The 19,835-nt window shown below is 70.7% G+C and carries 14 protein-coding genes; 5 read left to right on the forward strand and 9 right to left on the reverse strand.

Features of this window, described 5'->3' with window-relative positions:
• Positions 1–27 precede the first annotated feature (27 nt).
• Positions 28–1,407: a transcriptional regulator gene (locus I2501_RS29385; RefSeq protein WP_196197324.1), complete on the reverse strand. Its 1,380-nt coding sequence runs from the start codon at positions 1,405–1,407 to the stop codon at positions 28–30.
• Between the two features lie 336 nt (positions 1,408–1,743).
• Here I2501_RS29385 and I2501_RS29390 point away from each other — a divergent pair, with 336 nt between their 5' ends.
• Positions 1,744–2,457: a bifunctional DNA primase/polymerase gene (locus I2501_RS29390; RefSeq protein ID WP_408022799.1), complete on the forward strand. Its 714-nt coding sequence runs from the start codon at positions 1,744–1,746 to the stop codon at positions 2,455–2,457.
• 405 nt (positions 2,458–2,862) lie between these two features.
• Here I2501_RS29390 and I2501_RS29395 read toward each other — a convergent pair whose 3' ends face one another.
• The gene (locus tag I2501_RS29395; protein WP_196197326.1) at positions 2,863–3,549 is read right to left on the reverse strand and encodes a metal-dependent transcriptional regulator; all 687 of its coding nucleotides are present in this window, start codon (positions 3,547–3,549) and stop codon (positions 2,863–2,865) included.
• A 199-nt stretch (positions 3,550–3,748) separates the two neighbouring features.
• On the opposite strand from I2501_RS29395, the gene I2501_RS29400 reads away from it, so the two are divergent.
• The gene (locus I2501_RS29400) at positions 3,749–4,498 is read left to right on the forward strand and encodes a sugar isomerase domain-containing protein (protein ID WP_196197327.1); all 750 of its coding nucleotides are present in this window, start codon (positions 3,749–3,751) and stop codon (positions 4,496–4,498) included.
• Positions 4,499–4,523: 25 nt separating this feature from the next.
• Here I2501_RS29400 and I2501_RS29405 read toward each other — a convergent pair whose 3' ends face one another.
• Positions 4,524–5,909, reverse strand: a complete 1,386-nt coding sequence (locus I2501_RS29405; RefSeq protein WP_328806725.1) for a PAS domain-containing protein — start codon at positions 5,907–5,909, stop codon at positions 4,524–4,526.
• 239 nt (positions 5,910–6,148) lie between these two features.
• Between I2501_RS29405 and I2501_RS29410 the strand changes: the two genes are divergently transcribed.
• Both I2501_RS29410 and I2501_RS29415 read left to right on the forward strand, forming a co-directional pair.
• Positions 6,149–7,066 (forward strand): DUF4231 domain-containing protein, encoded by a 918-nt coding sequence (locus I2501_RS29410; RefSeq protein ID WP_196197329.1) that lies wholly within the window; start codon positions 6,149–6,151, stop codon positions 7,064–7,066.
• 89 nt (positions 7,067–7,155) lie between these two features.
• Complete coding sequence (locus tag I2501_RS29415; protein WP_328806727.1) at positions 7,156–8,052, forward strand: alpha/beta fold hydrolase; 897 nt, start codon at positions 7,156–7,158, stop codon at positions 8,050–8,052.
• An 80-nt stretch (positions 8,053–8,132) separates the two neighbouring features.
• On the opposite strand, the gene fxsT is transcribed toward I2501_RS29415, so the two are convergent.
• From fxsT to pdxH, 6 genes are all read right to left on the reverse strand, one after another.
• Positions 8,133–12,116, reverse strand: a complete 3,984-nt coding sequence (fxsT, locus tag I2501_RS29420) for an FxSxx-COOH system tetratricopeptide repeat protein (RefSeq protein ID WP_196197330.1) — start codon at positions 12,114–12,116, stop codon at positions 8,133–8,135.
• Positions 12,113–13,492 carry a TIR-like protein FxsC gene (locus tag I2501_RS29425; RefSeq protein WP_328806728.1) on the reverse strand — a complete coding sequence of 460 codons (1,380 nt, stop codon included), beginning with the start codon at positions 13,490–13,492 and terminating at the stop codon, positions 12,113–12,115. The genes fxsT and I2501_RS29425 overlap by 4 nt, the downstream gene beginning before the upstream one ends.
• Positions 13,493–13,543: 51 nt before the next feature.
• Positions 13,544–14,425, reverse strand: coding sequence for an AAC(3) family N-acetyltransferase (locus tag I2501_RS29430; protein WP_196197332.1), 882 nt, complete (start codon positions 14,423–14,425; stop codon positions 13,544–13,546).
• Positions 14,425–16,842: an FxsB family cyclophane-forming radical SAM/SPASM peptide maturase gene (locus I2501_RS29435; protein ID WP_196197333.1), complete on the reverse strand. Its 2,418-nt coding sequence runs from the start codon at positions 16,840–16,842 to the stop codon at positions 14,425–14,427. Before I2501_RS29435 ends, I2501_RS29430 begins: the two co-directional genes overlap by 1 nt.
• A gap of 40 nt (positions 16,843–16,882) precedes the next feature.
• Positions 16,883–17,077, reverse strand: a complete 195-nt coding sequence (gene sjiA / locus I2501_RS29440; RefSeq protein ID WP_196197334.1) for an FXSXX-COOH family cyclophane-modified RiPP peptide SjiA — start codon at positions 17,075–17,077, stop codon at positions 16,883–16,885.
• A gap of 321 nt (positions 17,078–17,398) precedes the next feature.
• The gene (gene pdxH, locus I2501_RS29445) at positions 17,399–18,031 is read right to left on the reverse strand and encodes a pyridoxamine 5'-phosphate oxidase (RefSeq protein ID WP_196197483.1); all 633 of its coding nucleotides are present in this window, start codon (positions 18,029–18,031) and stop codon (positions 17,399–17,401) included.
• 464 nt (positions 18,032–18,495) lie between these two features.
• On the opposite strand from pdxH, the gene I2501_RS29450 reads away from it, so the two are divergent.
• Entirely contained in the window at positions 18,496–19,596 is a 1,101-nt protein-coding gene (locus I2501_RS29450) for a citrate synthase 2 (protein WP_196197335.1), read from the forward strand.
• Positions 19,597–19,835 lie beyond the last annotated feature (239 nt).

The raw sequence follows: 19,835 nt of genomic DNA on the forward strand, positions 1-19,835 counted from the left end.
TGTTCCGGTTGTGCACCGATGGGGGATTCAGGCGGCGACCTCCGCCAACGCCCGTGCCTGGAACTCCTGCACCGCACGCTGGTTGCGGAACGGCTCCAGCTTGCGCCGGAAGTCGTCCAGGTACTCCGCACCACGCGCCGACCGCAGCCCGGACATCAACTCGACCGCCCGCGCGCCCGTCTCGCACGCCGCGTCGACCTCGCGCAGCTGCAACTGCGCGGTGGCGAGCAGGACCAGGTCCACGGCGCGGCGACGGACCCGCGTCTCGGGGTGACCGCGCAGCGCCTCCTGGGCCTGGCGGGCGCTCTGCCGCGGCTGTTCGAGGTCGCGGTGGCAGTGGGCGAGCTCGTCGGCGAGGTACGCGCCGTCGAAGTGGCCGATCCAGCCCGGGTCCTCCTCCGGCCGGCTGTGCTCCAGGGCCTGCATCGCCCGTCCGGCGGCCATGTCACAGGACCGGCTGTCGCCGAGCAGCGCGTGACCGCGTGCCTCGGCCGCGTGGAACATGGCCATCGCCGTGGGCGTGGCGGAGCCCCGCGCACCCTCCTGCGCGGCGCGGGCGAGCTGGGTGATCTCCCGCGGGTTGCCCAGGGCGGCGGCCAGGTGGCTCATCGACGAGGCGAGCACGTAGCCGCCGTACGCGCGGTCGCCCGCTGCCTGGGCCAGGCGCAGCGCCTGGATGTAGTAGCGCTGGGCCAGCCCCGCCTGGCCGGTGTCGATGGCCATGTATCCGGCCAGCTCGGTCAACCGCGCGACGGCGGCGAAGAGCTGACGCCCCGTCTCCTCCCGGTAGGAACCCGCGAGCAGGCCGGAGACCACGGAGTTGAGGTAGTGCACCACGACCGGCCGCACATGGCCGCTGCCGAAGCGGTGGTCGAGGTCGACCAGCATCTGCGTGGTCGCCCGGACCGCCTCGACGTCGGCCGGACCGACGCGTGGGCCACCGGCGCGCGCGACGGCCACGTCCGGCGCGGTGATCAGCCAGTCGCGGCTGGGCTCGACCAGCGCGGACGCGGCCACGGACGCGCCGGCCAGGAAGTCCCGCCGCCCGACGTCGCTGCGCCACAGTTCGCAGACCTGCTCGACCGCCCCGACCAGGTTCGGCGCGAAGTGCAGGCCGATGCTGGAGGAGAGGCTCTTGCCGTCGGCCATCCCGATGTCCTCGACCGTGACCGGCCGACCGAGTTTGCGGCCGATCGCCTCGGCGATCACCGCCGGGGCCTGTCCGCGCGGTTGTTGACCGCGCAGCCAGCGGGCCACGGACGTCTTGTCGTAGCGCAGGTCGAGGGCGTGCTCGGCACCGCAGAGGTTCACCCGGCGGGCCAGGCCGGCGTTCGAGCAGCCCGCCTCCTGGATCAGGGCCTGGAGCCGTTCGTTGGGCTGTCGTGCGACGAGCGGTCTGGCGGCCATGGAAGTCACTGCCTCCCCTATGAGGTCGGACCCTTTCGGACCGTGGGAATTGGGGACCTTTGAGGTCGGAGGTCGCAGGACAGGAGCATTCCCCCGATCCTGTCGGGTGATGCGTCACGGAGTGCCAACAGCGGGTAACCGCTACGGAATGGCTGGGAACGACTGGTAATGGTCGGGAACATCCGTCAGCGTAGCGAAGCCTGACGGCCCCCCATACCCGCTTGCCGGGCCCAAGGGGCGTGCGCCCCCTCGCGTGCAACCGCGCGCCCCGCGTGTCGCTTCCCGGATGGCCGAGTTTTCCCGATCAGGCCGTAACCCCTGCTGCTGGGGCGAGTTGTGCAGCACGTGGAAGACACCCTGGGAGCCACTCGACAGGACGGGCACACGGAAACCGGCAGGGGTTCCGCACGTGACTCGCTGTTGACGGCAGCAGTCGCGTACGCGGAGGAACGGCACTGGGAGGTCTCCCCCGGTGCCTGGCTGATCGAGGACGACGGCCCACCGCGCTGCTCCTGCGGTGACCTCGACTGCCCGATGCCCGGGGCGCACCCGGCCACCCGTGACTGGACCCGCCGTTCGAGCTCGGGCCCCGGCGTCGTCCGGCGCTGGTGGACGGAGAACCCCGCCGCGTCGATCCTGCTGCCGACGGGTCGCTCGTTCGACGCGATCGACGTCCCCGAGGTCGCGGGCTGCCTGGCGCTGGCCCGGATGGAGCGGATGGGCCTGCAGCTCGGCCCGGTACTGGCGATGCCGGGCGGTCCCGGGCGGGGCCGTCGGCTGGTCTTCCTGGTGCTGCCCGGCGCGCTCTCCAAGCTGCCGGACATGCTGCGCCGCCTCGGCTGGGGCGCGGGCAGGCTCGACCTGGTCGGCCACGGCGAGGGCGGCTGGGTCGTGGCCCCGCCCACCCGGATCGGCGGCTTCGGGTACGCGCAGTGGGCGCGCGAACCCACGAACCTGAACCGCTGGCTGCCGGAGGCGGCCGAGGTCATCAACCCCATTGCTTACGCCTGCGGCCGAGAGGCGCCGCTGCCCGCACACGTGGGGCAGTAGCACAAGCCCGGCAATCCCCTGTGCCCCCGAGTCCCGCGGTGACGCTTCCCGCGGTCGACCGGGGGCACAGTCACGTTCTCACCCGCTCTGGCACGCCCTGGCCCGTTCTGGGGTAACTGGGGTTCTACCCACGCAGGAGAGTGGAAAAGCCCCACGATCAGGTGAACGGGCTCAAGGATTGGCGGGAGTTGCCGAGGGGATCTATCTGGACGTAAGGGTCAGGACGAGGGCGCGAGCGCGTTCCACGTAGAGGAAGGGAGTCACCGCTTCGTCAGAAGGTGCCTGGAGGGGAAGCCGGGCCCGGCGGGGGAAGCGGAGAGGGGAACGGGAGGGATCGGGGGATCACGAGGGGCCTCGGCGCTCGGGGAAAGTAGCCGAGGCCCTTCGTCGTTCAGTCCGAACAGTTCAGGCGCGGGCCACGAAGACGTGGGCCGCGATGTCCTTCCGCAGCTCAGCCGCCTCGCCGCCGCTGCCGACGAGGACGCCGCCCGTGGACTCCGTGATGTTGACGACCGCGCCCGGCTGCACTCCCGCCCGCCGCAGCGTGTACATCAGCTGCGCGTCCGTCTGGATCGGCTCGCCGATGCGGCGGACGACGACCGCGCGGCCGTCCGCGCCCGGCATCAGCTCGTCGAGGGTGACCAGCGTCTCGCCCTCGTCCGCGGGGGTCTCGCCCAGCTCCTCCAGGCCCGGGATCGGGTTGCCGTACGGGGACTCCGTCGGGTGGCGCAGCAGTTCGAGGACGCGGCGCTCCACGGCCTCGCTCATCACGTGCTCCCACCGGCACGCCTCCGCGTGCACCTGCTCCCACTCCAGGCCGACGACGTCGACCAGCAGGCACTCCGCGATGCGGTGCTTCCGCATCACGCGGGTGGCGAGCTTGCGACCCTCGGAGGTGAGTTCCAGGTGGCGGTCGTCGGCGACGGTCACGAGGCCGTCTCGCTCCATCCGGGCGACGGTCTGGCTGACCGTGGGCCCGCTCTGCTCCAGGCGCTCCGCGATACGGGCGCGCATGGGGACGACGCCCTCCTCCTCCAGCTCGAAGATGGTCCGCAAGTACATCTCTGTGGTGTCGATCAGGTGGCCTGACATCGGACTGCGGGCTCCGTTCCTCGGATGTGCTCCGGTCGCGCTCCGGGTGCCCCTCAATTCTTACGCATCCCGCCGACAATCCAGGACGCGGCGACGGCGGGCAGTGTTGACAGGGCCCGACCCGGCCCGTCACCGTGCGAGTCACCACAAGAACGTCACCACCCGCACCCACTCACCTACGCAGGGGAGCCAGCAGCTGATGAGCGATCTCGCCGGGCAGTACCTCGACGCCGCCATCGCCCACCTCCAGCGCATCAAGGACGAGGAGACGTCGGGCGTCGAGGCCGCCGCCGACGCCCTCGTGCGGACCGTCAAGGAGGGCGGCCGGATCTTCACCTTCGGCGCCGGGCACTCGTCCCTCCCGGCCCAGGACGTCGTCTACCGCGCCGGCGGGCTGGTCCTGATGAACCTGCTCACCGTGCCCGGGGTGATCGGCGTCGACGTGATGCCCGCCCATCTGGGCAGCGCGCTGGAGCGGGTGCCCGGCCTGGCCACCACGACCCTGGACGCGGGACCGGCCCGCGCCGGCGACCTGCTCTTCGTGATCTCGCTCTCCGGCCGCCAGGTGATGCCCGTGGAACTGGCCCGTCACGCACGCGAGCGCGGGCTGACCGTGATCGGCGTCACCTCGCTCGCCTACCCGTCGGCGGTCACCTCGCAGCATCCCGACGGCCTCTACCTCAAGGACGTCTGCGACATCGTGCTGGACAGCAAGATCGCGGTCGGCGACGGCGAGTTGACCGTCGACGGCGCGGTGACGACCTTCGGCCCCGTGTCGACGCTGGCGACGGTCGCGCTGATGCAGTCCGTCGTCGCCGTCGCCGTGGGCAAGTTGGCTGCCGAGGGGATCACCCCGCCGCTCTTCCGCTCCGGCAACGTCGACGGCGGCACCGACTGGAACGCCAAGTTGATGGCTGAGCACCGCGACCGCATCTTCTACGCGTTCTGAGCTGTTTTGCAGGTTCTGAAGGGAACTACCCGTTGTGACTGGGTTCTCCTGACAGGTCGACCGCCGCGGCCACCCGCGCCGCCACGTCCTCGGCGAAGTCGCAGTCGGCGCGGTCGAACCGGGGCCGTCCCGGGCCGCGGAGGAAGGTGAGCACGCCGTGGCTGCGGCCCCGGCTGCGCAGCGGCGTGCAGAGCCCGTGCAGCGTCCCCTCCGGCCACCGGCGCAGCTCCGCCCACCCGCCGAGGCCCAGTCCCGCCGGCGCTCCTGCCGACGGCGGGGCGGACAGCTGGGCGGAGAGCGTGGCGAAGGCGGGCGCGCCGCTGTCGGAGACGGCGACCGTGCCGCAGCGCTCCAGCGCGCGCAGCGCGGGATGGACCTCGCCGTAGCGGGCGGGCAGGCCGGTCGGGGTCAACCCGTCCCCGAGCGCCAGCCCGCCCAGCGGGGAGGCCGCGACGCGGACCAGCGCGTCGCCGCGCAGCACGTCAAGCAGTGCGTGGTCGGCGAACCCGGCCAGCACGAAGTCGAGATAGCCCGCCGCCGCGTCCAGGCCGTCCGCGCACTCCGCCGCCGCCAGCCCCGCGCGGCGGAGCTGGTTGGTCCGGAAGCGCAGCACCGAGGCCTCCTGTTCGGCCTGCTCGTGCAGCGTGACGTCCTCGAACAGCCAGACCACCCCGAGCGGCACCGGCTCCTCGCCCAGCGGCGAGCCCAGCCGCACGAACTCGCTGCGCAGGCACCGGCGTCGAGCGGGATCACTGCGCAGGGTGACCCACAGCTTGACCCCGCTGACGGACTTGCCGGTGGAGAGCGTCCGCTGCAACGCGGCCTCCAGCTCCGGGACGCCCTCCTGCAGCACCTCGCCGAGCGGGCGCCCGAGCAGGGCCGACCGCTCGCAGTCGAGCCAACGTGCCGCCGCGTCACCGACGGTGGCGGGACGCAGGTCCGCGTCGACCAGCACGGCGCCGGTCTGCGCCTCGTCGAGCAGCGAGTGCGCCAGCGCGAGCGACCGCTCCCACTCGGTCTGCGCGCAGGCCTCGGAGAAGGCGAAGTAGTGGCACAGGGTGCGTCCGGTGCTCGTCCGGACCGAACTCACCTGGGCGCGGACGAGAGTTCGGCGGCCGTCCCTGGTCAGCAGCGGGAACTCGTGCAGCACCCGGACGCCGTCCGGCGCGCCCTGCAGGCCGGCGCGCACCTCCTCGGCGTCGGCCGGGCGCACCGCCCAGCCCTCCAGCCCGCGTCTGCCCACGGCCTCGGCCGCGCTCCAGCCGAGCAGCCGGGCGGCCTCACGGTTCCAGTGCGTCACCACGCCGTCGGCGTCCAGCGCGGCGAGGCCGACCTCCATGCCCTCCAGCAACGCGCCGAGCAGCTGCTGGTCGGTACGTCCATGGGTACGTTCGTCATCATCAGTGTGCACGGTGGGCGCACCTCCCCCTGCAGACGTGTCCATTCAACTCGCCTGCTCCGCCTCGTACACCCGGTTCCGCAAAAGTGTTGACGGACCGGCGTCTTCCGGTCGTTGATGGTGTGCGTACGTGTGCTGGGCAAGTGCGCTGGGCAAGGTGACACGTATTCAGCACGTTCAGTCAGCACGATCAGTCAGCACGATCAGTCAGCACTGTCCGAGCGTCTGGGCGAAGGGGAGGGGGAGTCGCCATGGTCCAGATCTCTGCACCGGGATTCCGGGAGAAGCAGCTGATACCGGAGCCCTACTGGACCGCCGACCGCGTCTCGGTGACCGAGCAGCGGAAGGCGACGCACTGGTACGGCGGGCAGATCATCGCGCTCCTGGCGGCCTCGTTACTGGGCATCCCGGACTGGCACGTGGGCTCGCTCGACCTCTCCCCCGTGCTGTCCATCGCGGCGTTCCTGGTCGCCGGGTACTACTGGGACCGGCTGCGGGCGGAGACGCCGCAGTCGTTGTGGTTCGAGAGCCGGGCCGCCGCCGAGGCGATCAAGGGCCTGGTGTGGCGCTACGTCGTCCGGGCCCGGCCGTTCGACGGCCCGGCCCAGAGCGAGGAGGCCGACGAGCAGTTCCTGGACCGGCTGAGCGAGGTCTTCGAGACCTACCGCAGCGTGGGCGTGATTCCCAAGAACACCGAGCCTGCGATCACCGACGAGATGCGCCGTCTTCGCGCCGGGTCGCTGGTCGCCCGCCGCGAGCTCTACCTGCAGGAGCGGCTGCGGGCCCAACGGGTCTGGTACCTGGGCAAGGCGGACGCCTTCGACAACAAAAGCACCTTCTGGTCGCTGATGACCCTGGTGGCGATCGTCTTCGGCCTCACCGCGGCCGGGCTGCAGACGGCCGGCGCCGTGCACACCCACGTCCTCGGCACCCTGGCCACGGCGGGCGCGGCGATCACCGCCTGGACGCAGCTCAAGCAGTTCCGGCCGCTGGCCGCCGCGTACCGGCTGGTGGCGAAGGAGTTGGAGCAGGTGGAGATCCAGCTGGAAAGGCTGAATCCCGCCGAACCCGACGCCGAGGAGTTGTGGTCGCGGCTGAGCCGCGAGTCCGAGTCCATGCTCGCCAAGGAACAGGCGGTCTGGCGGGCCCGCAGCGACCGGAGGATCTGACCCGCCGAGCCCTTCCGCAGCACCACACGGCACCCGGCCCGGCACCGCCACCGCACCGACACCGCACGGAAACCGCGTAGAGGAGCGACGTGAGGGACATCGAGGTCAGGGCGCCGGACGGCCGCACGCTCACCGCGGCGATCTGGGGCAGATCCTCCGCGGACCCGGTGTTCCTGATGCACGGCATGCCCGGCAGCAGACTCGGACAGCTCCCGCTGGAACGGCAGTTGGACCGGCTCAACGTCCAGGTGGTCACCTACGACCGCCCCGGCTACGGCCGGTCCGACCGCCTGCCCGGTCGCCACGTCCGCGACGCCGCCCTCGACGTCGCCGCGATCGCCGACCGCCTCGGCCTCGACTCCTTCGGCATCGTGGGCCGTTCCGGCGGCGGCCCGCACGCGCTCGCCTGCGCGGCGCTCCTCCCGGACCGGGTGACCCGCACCGCCGTCATGGTCTGCCTCGCCCCGCGCGACGCCGAGGACCTGGACTGGTACCAGGGCATGACGGACTCCAACATCTCCGCCTTCCGCGCCGCCGAGGACGGCCCGCACCGCCTCCGCCCGCTCCTGGCCGCCCGCATCGACGGCATCCGCGAACAGCCCCGCAAACTGCTCCAGGCACTGCGCCACGAGCTGCCGTCCGCGGACCTCAACGCGATCCGCGACGCCGGTCTGCGCAGCACCCTCGCCCGCAACTACGCGGAGGCGGTCCGCACGGGGGACGACGGCTGGAACGACGACGTGCTGGCCTTCGTCCGGCCGTGGGGCTTCGACCCGGCCCGGATCGAGGGCCATGTCGATCTGTGGCACGGCGAGGACGACGTCTTCTCCCCGGTCCAGCACACCCGGTGGCTGGCCGCCCACATCCCCGGCGCCCACTCGATGGTCGAGCCGGGCGCGTCCCACTTCGCCGCCTGGCAGCTGCTGCCGGACATCCTGTGCCGGGTCGCGCTCAACACCGCACCGGCACCGTCCGACACCGCGTGACGACGAGGTCGGCAAGCGTCGAACTGACGGAACATCATGGCAGGTCCGGGCGCCGGTGAACGGCGCCCGGACCCTTCCGGTCAGGCCGGCACGAGCTCCAGGTCGCGGCCCATCCGGCGCCAGGCGCGCGCGTCGTGGACGGTCTGGTGGTTCTCGCCGAGCACCGCGATCAGCCGGTCGATCACTCGACGACGCAGGTCCTGCGCCTCGGCCTCACGGCCCAGGCCGCGCAGGGTGATCGCCAGGTTGCTCTGGCAGACCAGCGGGTCGGGGTGGTTGCCGCCGTACCTGGCGGTCATGCCCTGCAGCGCGGCCACCTCCAGCTCCTCGGACTTCTCGAGCTCGCCCATGTCGCCGTAGGTGTTGGCCAGGTTGAGCATCGCGCAGTGGGTGTAGGGGTGGTCCGCGCCCACCGTGTGCCGCAGCGCCTCCAGTGTGTGTTCGCCGAGCACCACCGCCTCACGCAGCTCCTCCGGCTGGCCGACGTCGCGCTGGTAGATCGTCAGGTTGTTGCCGCAGATCAGCGTGAACGGGTGGGTGTCGCCGAGGCGTTCGCGGTAGGTGTCGAACACCTCCCTGGCCGTGTCACGGGCCCGCTCCTTGTCACCTGCGGCCGAGTACTCCGCCGCGAGGTTGAGCGCGCAGGACAGCACGTCCGGCACCTTCGGGTCGTAGCGCTCCAGGTAGCGGTTGTAGGTCTCGATCGTCAGCCGCCGGGCCTCGTTCTGCTCTCCGGCCCGGCGCAGCGAGACCGCAAGGCTCGTGGCGTAGCGCAGCGACGCCAGGTCGGGCACCGGGACCGAGTACTCGTCGCGGAACTCGCTCAGCAGGCTGATCGAGCGCCCGTAGTTGCCGAGGGCACGCTCGTCGTCGGCCAGGTTGGCCTTCGAGCCCAGCGTGTACGGATGGGTGACGCCCAGCACCGCGGTGCGGAGGTTGTAGACCTCCTCGTCGAGTATCCGGGCCGCCTCGTAGTTCCCGGTGAACCGGTGGTCGACCGCCAGGTTGTTGGCGATGTTGAGGGTGCGCGGGTCCTCCTCGCCGAGCTCCTCCTTCATCCGCAGGTAGGTCTCCTGGTCGCGCTGGAGCGCCTCGGTGAAGCGGCCGACGACGCGCAGGTCGGCGGCGAGGTTGCCGGCGGTCTGCAGGGTCAGCGGATGGTCGGGGCGCAGCACCCGGGTCTGCCGCATCAGCGTGTCCTGGTCCAGTTCCAGGCACTCCTGGGCCAGTCCCTTGCTGCGCAGCACGCTGGCGAGCTGGAAGCGCAGCTGCAGCGTCTGCCGGTCGTCCTCGCCCAGCTTCTCGGTCCACGCGGTGTTCAGGCGACGGCCGAGGTCCTCGGCCCGGTCCAGGTCACCGCGCTTCCACAGGTAGCGGACCCGGTCGATCAGCAGTTGCCGGGTGTCGGCCTCGTCGCAGTTCTCGGCGTTGGACGGGCCGAGGTGGGGCCAGATCAACTCGAACCGCGGCCAGTTCTCCGGGTCGTCGGTGTCACCGATGTCGGGGCGGGCGCCGACGAGGATGCGGTGGACCTCGTGGACCAGGTCCTCGTGCTCCTCCGGCGTCAGGCCGGACCGGATGACCGCCTGCACCATGCGGTGGACCTGGAAGGTCTTGCTGCTGTTGTCGACCTTGGCCAGGGCGTACCGTCCGATGGCGCGGATGACGCGGCCCATCATGTTCTTGTCGCGCAGCTCCTCGTCGAACTCCACCAGCGCGTTCATCATCTGGTCGCTGTAGAAGATGCTGGTCGCGATGGAGTCCGGGGCGAGGAACGCGCACAGCTGGAGCAGCCGGACCGCCGCAGGCATCTGCTGGCTGAGCCGCTCGATGGAGACCTGCCAGGCCTTGCCGAAACTGTCGGGGTAGTCGTCCGGAGTGGTACCGCCGAGCGCTCGATCCGGCTGGCTCTTCAACTGCTCCACGTACTCGCCCACCGGAACGCCGGTGGTCTCCAGCCAGGCGGCGGCGATCTCGACCGCCAGCGGCAGGTCGCCGACGGCCTCGGCGACGAGTCCGGCCTCCTGCTGGCTGAGCGCCGGGGCCCGGCGGCAGAGGTGCTCGACCGACTCTTCTCGGCGGAAGACGTCGACCTCCAACGCCTCGGCATGGCTGGTCCATGCCTGGTTCCGCGAGGTGACCAGGACGTCCCCTGAACCGCCGGGCAGGAACCGCACGATCTGCGCGGGGTCGTCGGCGTTGTCGAAGATCAGCAGCCAGCGCTTGGCCTTGGGGTGCATCCCGAGGCGCAGCGTCTCCTTGACCAACTCGGCGTTCTCGTTGGCGTTCTCGCCCATCCGCAGGTCCAGGCGGCGGCCGAGCTCGGAGAGCGAGGTGGCCACCTGCTCGGGCTCCTCCGACTCGATCCACCAGACCAGGTCGTAGTCGGCCATGAAGCGGTACGCGTACTCCAGCGCCACCTGCGTCTTGCCGACACCGCCGAGACCGTAGAGGGTCTGCGGGGTCGGCAGCACCACTGTGGAGCGGCGATCCCGCTGCTGGCCCCGGAGTTGGTCGCGCAACCGGTCCAGCACGGCGGCGCGGCCGGTGAAGGAGGGGTTGCGCAGGCGCAGGTTCCAGATCGCCGGGCGGCGTCCCGGGAAGCGCGGACCCTCTCCCGGGATCGAGTCCATCAGCACGGTCTCGGGCAGGCCGACGGCCCGCAGCAGCACCGCCCGTGCGGCGTCCTCCTCCAGGCGCACCAACTCCACGGAGTTGCCGCCGTAGGTGCCGCCGGTCCGGGTGTCACCGACCCGCACCGTGATCAGCTCCGGCTGGTCCATGGTCCGCTCGCCGCCCAGCAGGTCACGGGCCTGACGCGACTGTACGGACTTGGCGTAGGCCGGACTCCACACCGCCAGCGTGCGGGTGACCGCGTCCCGGACTCGGTCGGAGTCGCCGCGCGGCAGCGAGCCGAGTTCGCGCGGGACGACCCGCAGCCCGGCCCTGGTCAGCACCCACTCGATCCACTCGGCCCACATCCGGTCCTCGGACGCGTAGGAGACGATGATGTCCTCGCGTGCGGTGGGACGTGGGCGGGTGAACAGGTCGACGTAGTGCAGCCGGACGTCCTCGTCCATGGGCGGCAGCCCGGTCACCCGGTCCTTGGTAACGGAGGCGACCAGCCGCTCGACCGCCGACAGCATGGAGGTCGGCGATCCGGGCTTGTCGCCGAAGGGCGCCAGGATCTCCTCGTAGGCGTAGTACGGCAGATACGGGATCTCCACCGAGTCCCAGTGGCGCTCCCGCCCGCTCTCGGACAGCCCCTGCGGCAGGCCGCTGAAACGTTTGCGTGCAAGCGCCCGCCCGGCGTCGGCCTTGCCCTTCTCGCCGTCGTCGATGCGCATCGGGACCGGCAGGATCCGGATGCCGCGGTTGTAGTGCCGCTCGGTGATCTTCCGAGCGATCTCGGAGGCGCCCTCGATGCTCTGGTTGCTGAGGGTGAAGCAGACGACGAGGTCGTCGGGGAGCTCGACGGTGCAGATCTCCTGGATGTCGGAGAGACCGGTGCGGCTGTCGAGCAGGACGTAGTCGTACTGGCGGCTCATGTCGGTACGCAGCGCCTTGAAGAACTCCGCGCCGTGCCGCCGGGCGTAGAACTCGTCCCAGTTGATGTTGGCCACCATCGCGCCGTAGTCGCTGTGCGCCTGACCGGCAGGAAGGAAGTCGAGGCAGCCCTCGCCCGGGAACCCGCTCCAGTTGAGCGACAGCACATGCGGCAGCACCCGCGTCCACTGCCGCATCTCCGCCGGGTCGAACTCCTCGCTCGTCAGCGGCGCGTCGCAGTAGTCGTAGATCAGGTCGATGACGCCGGTGGAGGCGTCCAGGGCGGCCTGCTCCAGGAAGGGCGCGAAGAATCGGTACAGCCCCGGCGCTTCCAGGTCCCAGTCGACGGCGAGGACCCGGTAGCCGTTGGCCGCCAGGATCCAGGCCGTGTTGGCCAGGGCCATGGTGCGTCCGGTACCGCCCTTGTAGGAGTAGAAGGTGATGATCCGTCCGTCGCGCTCCTCACGTGGCGGCAGCACCGGCTCGGCCCTGTCGCCCTCGGGCTGAGTCACGCTCATGGATTCCCTCCCCCAGAACCGGTTGCCGGCCCCTCGTCGGACGCGCTGGATTCATGGTCGGACGCGTCGGGCGGAGGCCCATGGCGGCCACCGTTACCCCGCTTGACGTGCTCGCTCCGCAGATTCGGTCGTGTCGGCGGCGAGCCGCTCGGCTCCGACGGAACACCCGGGAAGGGGTCCGGCCTGTCGAGCTCCTCGAAGGCGTGCATGGCGCTCAGCGCGACATGGGGCAGCATCGACTCGAATTCGTCCAGGCTGGTCACCACGTCGACACCGCGCAACCGGGCCCGTTGGAGACGTTGGGCGCGCAGGTTCACCAGCGTCCGCTCGGACAGGGTGCGCAGCTCCTCGTGGCGGGCGGCGTTCTCCGGGTCGTGCGGGTCCCACGGCTCCATCAGGCCGACCCAGGTCGGATTGCGCGCGTCGAGCTGCCGCAGCGTCTCCAGGTGGGCGGCGTCCAGCAGGGTCCAGCGATCCAGAAGCAGCAGTCCCGGAGCGGTGGGCCGCTCACCCGCGAGCAGCCGCGCTGCCTCTTCGCCGAAGGGCTCGATGCTGGCGTGGAACTCCCACTCGCGCGCCACCGACGCCGCCCGTCGGGCGATCGACTCGTCGCTGTCGCCGACAAAAGGCCGCCACTCATGGGCGTCCGCACCGTAGTTGGCGCCGGAGCGGCCCTCCGGAAGATGGTGGGCGTCGCAGGCGGCGACGGTGATCCGCAGGGTTCGCCTGCGGCCGGGTGCCGGAAAGACCGAGTCGTAGTCCTGGAAGTCCCGGCGTGCGCCGGTCCGCACCCGCATCTGCTCGGACACGTCGACAATGCGCTGTGCCAGGCGGTAGACGGCGAGTTGGTAGTCGGACTGGAACTTGGTGACCTTGAGGAGCGGCTGCATCCCCTCGGTCCGGTAGCCGTCGCCGAAGGCCTGGTGGTCGAACTGCAGGGCCTTGGCCACCGGCGGCAGCCGCTCCTCCTGCACGCGGACCCACTGCACCGGCACAATCGCCGACGGCAGTCCGCCGCCCGGCACCTCCGACAGCACCTCACGAGAGGCGAAGGAGGCCCACTCCTGCCCGCACGCCTGGCTCTTGAAGTAGTGCACGGAGTAGAGCGGCACGAAGACCCGGCAGTGCGCGAGCGCCTCGCTGATCCGCTCGGACCAGCCCTCGCCCACGTTCAGGCCCGAATCCATGAAGCCGGGAGGTTCGTTCGCGTCCCATCCGGACAGATCCGTGACGGCCTCGCACAGATCCCGGAACAGTCTGGCTTCCCAGAGGTTCGACACGCTGCGGGGCCGTCCGGCCCCGCGAGGTGAATGCGCGTAACTCAGAAAGAAGATGGGCCGAGGTATGTCCTCGTCCCAGCCCTTCTCCTCGGCCACGCTCGCACCCCCGAACGATGTTGCCCATGCAGTAGGACGATGGAACCGCGCTTATTGATGCTCCGTCAACACCGTGACTGCACCAGGCCTGTTCAGATTGCCGACAACCTTGTCCGCGAGGTCGACCGCGTCCCGGACCGGCACCAGGGTGGCGACGGCTCCGCCGATCGCCACCTGGCGCAGCTCCAGCTGCGGCCGACCGTTGTCGTCACGGAGTTCCAGGACCCGGCGGGCGAGCTCGGGGAAGTGCAGGTCGTCCAACTGCACCGCCTCGAAGGACCGCCAGTACGCAGCGCTCTCCCCCTGGCACTTGGCCCGGTAGGTCTGCACCGGCGCACCCGCGAAGTAGTCGATGAGATGCAAAGGCATGAGCATCTCCATGCCGAGGCCGAGGAGGAGTGCGTGAGCCCCTCTGTCGTACAACCGGCCGAGAGGCGACCGCGGGCCTAGATGCTCCTCGAAGGGATGAGGCTTGACGATCCTCTCCGCGAGCGGCCCGACGGCGGCGAAGGAGGTCTGCGGATGCGCGCTCCGGCGCGCCCCCGGCAGCAGGCGGATCGCCTCGGAGAGCCAGCCCATCGTGGGCGAGCACGGGGTCTTCTCCGGGTCGAACGCCGGCATCCTGGCGTGGTACTCGGCCAGTTCGGCAGGGCTCAGCCCCGATGTCTGCTCCAGATAGAGGCGGGAGGTCTGCGAGTTCTCCGGGGTGGCGGTGTAGGCGACGAGCGTGCCTTTCTGCCCGGTCGCCTCACGCAGTGCACGTGCCACGACCCCGGACCGACGCAGTGGGTCGGCTTCCTCCCCCTCGACCGGGCCCAGCCGACGCAGCGAGGCCTGGACAAGGAGAGTGCCGCCGGGTTCCGGGTTCCAGCCGAGCGCCGGCAGCAGACCCGCGAGCTCGCGCTCGGTGACCGGGGCGTTCGGCATCGACATCAGCTCTCCTCACGGACCCAGGGCTCCACGGTCGCCCGCATGCCCGCGACGAAGCGCCGGCCGCGGTCGGTCAGAGCACCAGAGTCCGTCATGACCCCGATGGCGCGGTAGGTGTGGTCGAGCCAACGTGTGTACTCGGCGCGGTCCTCTCGCGCATGTGTGGCCCTCCAGCGGGAGCGCCAGAACTCCACGACGGCGATGTGCGCGTACGTTCCCTGGAAGAGCCCCTCGAACGGTCGCGGATCGGGCCGCCACGGGGCGTCGAAAGTGCGGGTGTCGGACCGGTCGAACAGGTCCTCCATGTCGAAGACCGCACCCAGCTTGACGTGCTGGAACTCGTGGATCAGCAGCAGCGCCATGAACTCGGCCGAGCCCGGGCGCGCGATGCCGACCGTACCGAAGAGATCCCGCGCGGCACCGCTGACGTAGCTGCCGTCGGCCGACGGTCGCAGCGGCACCACGGTGCTCAGACCTGCGCGCAGGCCCGGCGCGTAGCCGGGCAAGGTCGCGTCGATGACCCGCCAGGCCGCTGCCAGCTCGGCCTGCCAGGCATCCGCCTCAGCGTCCGACATGGGCGCGGCAGGATCCCAGTGGTGGGCGCGGCGCTGCGGGTCCGTGTCGTCGAGCAGCAACCGCCAAACCCCTGCCCTCGGTTCGGGTGCGCCCGCATCGCCGGAGAGCGGACGGACCGGCCGCCAGCGCGGCTCGCGCTGCGGCGCCCGCAGCTCGACCTCGATGCGCTCCTGTGCCGTCTCCACGACGAACCGGTCATGCTCCGTCAGGACGAGGGCGGAACCGCCCTCGACACCGGTCAGCACACCGTGGCCCGGCACGCGCAGCTCGCCGCCGGGGCGCACCGGCAGCGTCAGCTTCCCGTCCGCCTTCGCGAACAGCGCTGCGGCGACGGCGAGTTCAGCCACGCCGCCGAAGCGCTCAGCAAGCGGCCCCGGCTGCGCGAGGCACTCCAACGCCCAGGAGCGCGTGAACGGGTGGGCCACCGCGCGGTCCAACGCCTCCGGCGCGCTCTCGTCCAGGAGGGCGATCAGCTCCCACGCGTCGCCGTACGGCAGGTCGGCCTCAGCATCGGCATCGGGGGCCGGAGCGGCGGACCAGGCCTCGGCGACCCGGTCCAGCAGGGCGCGGTTGACCTCCACCTGGGCGACGCGCAGCGCGTCGACAGCCCCGGCACCGCCGTAGCCGGAGGCCAGCTCGTCGAAGTGCGGGTCCGACAACAGGCCGGTGGACATGGGGTGGTGCTCCTTGCGGGCGCGTTCCGCATCGCGGACGGCGGTGATCAGGGCGAGAAGGTCGGGACAGAAGACGCTGGGGTTGTCGAAGCCGCCGTCGACCGCGTGGAAGCCGCCGTCCGCACTGCGGTACCGGTGTGCGTACAGGCCGCCCCCGCAGGACTCCACGACCGGACAGGCTCTGCACTGCGCGCTCAGTCCGTCCAGCCCCTGCTGACGGTCGATCATGCCCGGGTGCCGGGCGGCGGTGTCGAAGTCGTGCCGGAACACGTCGAAGCCGGTCGCCGCGGCGCCGTCGTAGGCCGTCTTCAGCGAGTCGGCCTGCTCCAGGGTGCCGTCGGTCTCGACGACGACCAGATCGGCGGGCGCGAGCCCGAGCGACTCGGTCAGGCTGCTCTGTCCGCGCAGCGTGCGGTGCAGCGAGTCGAACATCCGGACCGGCACGGGCCGCCCCTGCGCGTTCCAACGCTCGTAGACACGCCCCAGCCATTCGGCATACGGCGTCGTCCCGGGGCCGTCGGGCCGCAGCGGCGGCTCGTCCCAAGTGGCGTGCGGCAGCAGGAAGTCGATGCGTGGTGGGTCGAGAGCGACGAGGGCGTCGTAGACGGCGACGGGGTCGTTGCGCACGTCGACGGTGCAGAGGAGGCCGGCGTAGAGGTGGCGCCAGCGGGGCAGGCGGAGCAGGTCGATCGCCCTGACCACCTGGTGGTAGCTGCTGTGGCCGTTCGCATAACGGCGGTGCAGATCGTTCGCGGCGCGGTCCCCGTCCAGGGAGACGCCGACTTTCACGTGGAACTCGTCGAAGATCCTCAGATGACGCTCGCCCAGCGTGACCGCATTGGTGTGGATCCGTAAATCCAGCTCGCACACCCCGCGCAAGGCGTCGTTGAGCACCTGCGCGGCGCGCCGCAACCGGATCGGCCCAGCCAACAGAGGCTCGCCACCGTGGAGTACCACATGCACCCGCTCCAACCGGTGAACACGCGCGTGCTCAGCGATCCTGGCCGCCGTCTGCACGAGGACGTCGTCGAGCGGCACCTTGGGTCGGCCGCGCCAACTCGTGTCGGCGTGCTCATAGACGTAGCAGTGATCACAGGACAGATCGCATCGACTGTTGAGTTTGATGACGAACTGCCTGAACGGCGTGGCTACGGAAGGATTGAGGTCCATGCTGGTTCTTGGCCTACGGACAGAAAGCCTCTGCGCCTCGTCAGATCGAGGAGTTGAAGGCTGCCACGTCCAGCCGGGAGACGCCGTTGTCGGGCAGCACCCGGCTCAGCATCATGCTGTGCGCGGCACCACCCCGCTTGGCGAGCCGGACCGGAACCGGTCGGATGGACTGTGCATCGTCGGCGGACGAAACCGCCTCCGTGGCCCGGGACTTGTTGTCGCGAGATGCGGTCATCGAGGACCCCTTGTGTTTGGAAGGGCAAAAGGCCGGGCAGGGGTTGCCGAGAGCCTTCTCCTCGCGTTGTTCGATGGTCTGCATCGCCAAGCGCCAGGATCTCCACGTGCACACCATCCACCCGCGCGGAAACTTACCCCTCCACGGAAGATTCACGTAGCCGGGTAGACGGTTTCCGGACTGCCATGTCCACAAAAAGCCACAGGTCATCGACCTTTTGGCCAGTCCGATCATGGCGAAAATGCGATCCTGAGAATCACTCTTGCGTGGAGATTGTCTACGCCGTTCTGCGTAGCCGGTCTCCATCACCTGTCTACAGCGTCACGGACAGAGCCGCTCCACCCGCCAGCCGGTCGGGGCGGTCGGGTCGGCGTCGTAGACGAGGCGGTCGTGGAGGCGGTTCTCGCGGCCCTGCCAGAACTCGACCGACTGCGGCGCGACCCGGAAGCCGCCCCAGAACGGCGGGGCCGGGACGCCCTCGCCCTCCGGGTAGCGCGCCGCCAGGTCCGCGTAGCGCTGCTCCAGTTCCTCGCGGGAGGCGACCGGCCGGGACTGCTCGCTGGCCCACGCGCCGAGCTGCGACCCGTGCGGTCGACTGCGGAAGTACGCCGCCGTCTCGTCGCGTCCGACCTTCACCGCCGTTCCGGTGACGATGACCTGACGGGCGATCGGATGCCACGGGAAGAGCAGCGCGATGTGCGGATTGACCGTCAGGTCCCGCCCCTTGCGCGACTCGTAGTTGGTGTAGAAGACGAATCCGCGCTCGTCGAAGCCCTTCAGCAGCACCGTGCGCATGCTGGGCCGACCGGCCTCGTCGGCGGTGGAGACCACCATCGCGTTCGGTTCGTCGAGTCCGGCATGCTGCGCGTCCACGAACCACCGGGTGAACTGCTGGATCGGGTCGGCGGCGAGCTCCGCCTCCAGCAGGCCGGTGGCACGGTACTGCCGACGCATGTCGGCGGGGTCCGCCGAGGGGCGCGGGTCGGCGTGGTGAGGCGCGAGAGGGGCTTGGTCCGATGCGTGCACGCCGACATCATCCCAGCACCGGCTGAACGGACCGGGAAGCTCATCCGACCAGAACGCGCAGGATCTGCACCCGGTGTCCGCAGAGTGTGGACAGAGTCTGGACTCTGTCCACATCGAGAGCGAGTATCTTTGCCGGGCCCGACCCCCACCCTCTCGGACGACTGTTCGCAACGGCGCGTGCATTTGTACCGAATCAGAGGTGAATACCACGTGTGTGCAGGGCATCACCGTCGTGGGATCTGGCGCAATGCACCCAGTGCCTGCCACTCTGGCACTGCGTGCCACGCGCGCACCGCACCTCTTACCGCGCAACCGCGCGGTCACAACCCAAGAGACGACTTGGCCACACCCCAAAGTCATCCGCCGATCCGACCGATCAGAGGAGCCGCCTGATGTCCGACTTCGTACCCGGGCTCGAAGGAGTCATTGCGTTCGAGACGGAGATCGCCGAACCCGACAAGGAGGGCGGCTCGCTCCGCTACCGCGGGGTCGACATCGAGGAGCTCGTCGGTCACGTCTCCTTCGGCAACACCTGGGGCCTGCTGGTCGACGGCAAGTTCAACCCGGGCCTGCCGCCGGCGGAGCCGTTCCCGATCCCGGTCCACTCCGGCGACATCCGGGTGGACGTCCAGTCCGCGCTGGCAATGCTGGCCCCCGTCTGGGGTCTGCGCCCGCTGCTCGACATCAGCGCCGAGCAGGCCCGTGACGACCTCGCCCGCGCCGCGGTGATGGCCCTCTCCTACGTGGCCCAGTCGGCCCGCGGCCAGGGTCTGCCGATGGTCCCGCAGAGCGAGATCGACAAGGCCGAGACCATCGTCGAGCGCTTCATGATCCGCTGGCGCGGCGAGCCCGACCCCAAGCACGTCAAGGCGGTCGACGCGTACTGGACCTCCGCGGCCGAGCACGGCATGAACGCCTCGACGTTCACCGCCCGCGTCATCGCCTCCACCGGCGCGGACGTCGCCGCGGCGCTCTCCGGTGCCGTCGGCGCGATGTCCGGCCCGCTGCACGGCGGTGCGCCGTCCCGCGTCCTCGGCATGATCGAGGAGATCGAGCGGACCGGCGACGCGGTCGCCTACGTCAAGAACGCCCTCGACAAGGGCGAGCGCCTGATGGGCTTCGGCCACCGCGTCTACCGCGCCGAGGACCCCCGTGCGCGCGTCCTGCGCCGCACGGCGCAGGAGCTGGACGCTCCCCGCTTCGAGGTCGCCGCGGCCCTGGAGAAGGCGGCCCTGGAGGAGCTCCACGCCCGCCGCCCCGACCGCGTGCTGGCCACCAACGTCGAGTTCTGGGCGGCCATCGTCCTGGACTTCGCCGAGGTCCCCGCGCACATGTTCACCTCGATGTTCACCTGCGCCCGCACCGCGGGCTGGTCGGCGCACATCCTTGAGCAGAAGCGCACGGGCCGCCTGGTGCGCCCGTCCGCGCGCTACATCGGCCCGGGCACGCGCAGCGTGACCGAGGTCGAGGGCTTCGGCGACATCGCGCACTGAGCAACTGTGCTGCCGTAGGCAGTTGCACTACCGCAGGGGGCGCGAGGGTCCGCTGATACGCGGCTCCGCCGCAGAGGCGCGACAAGCTGGATCCGCGCTCCCGCAGGTAGTTGCACTACCGCAGGGGCGCGGGGCTCTGCCGATCTGCGGCTCCGCCGCGTGGGCGCGACAAGCCGAGCCCGCGCTCCCGCAGGCAGTTGCACCACCAGGGGCGCGGGGAACTGCGCGACAAGCCACCC

The sequence above is a fragment of the Streptacidiphilus fuscans genome (assembly GCF_015690355.1).
Taxonomy (GTDB): domain Bacteria; phylum Actinomycetota; class Actinomycetes; order Streptomycetales; family Streptomycetaceae; genus Streptacidiphilus; species Streptacidiphilus fuscans.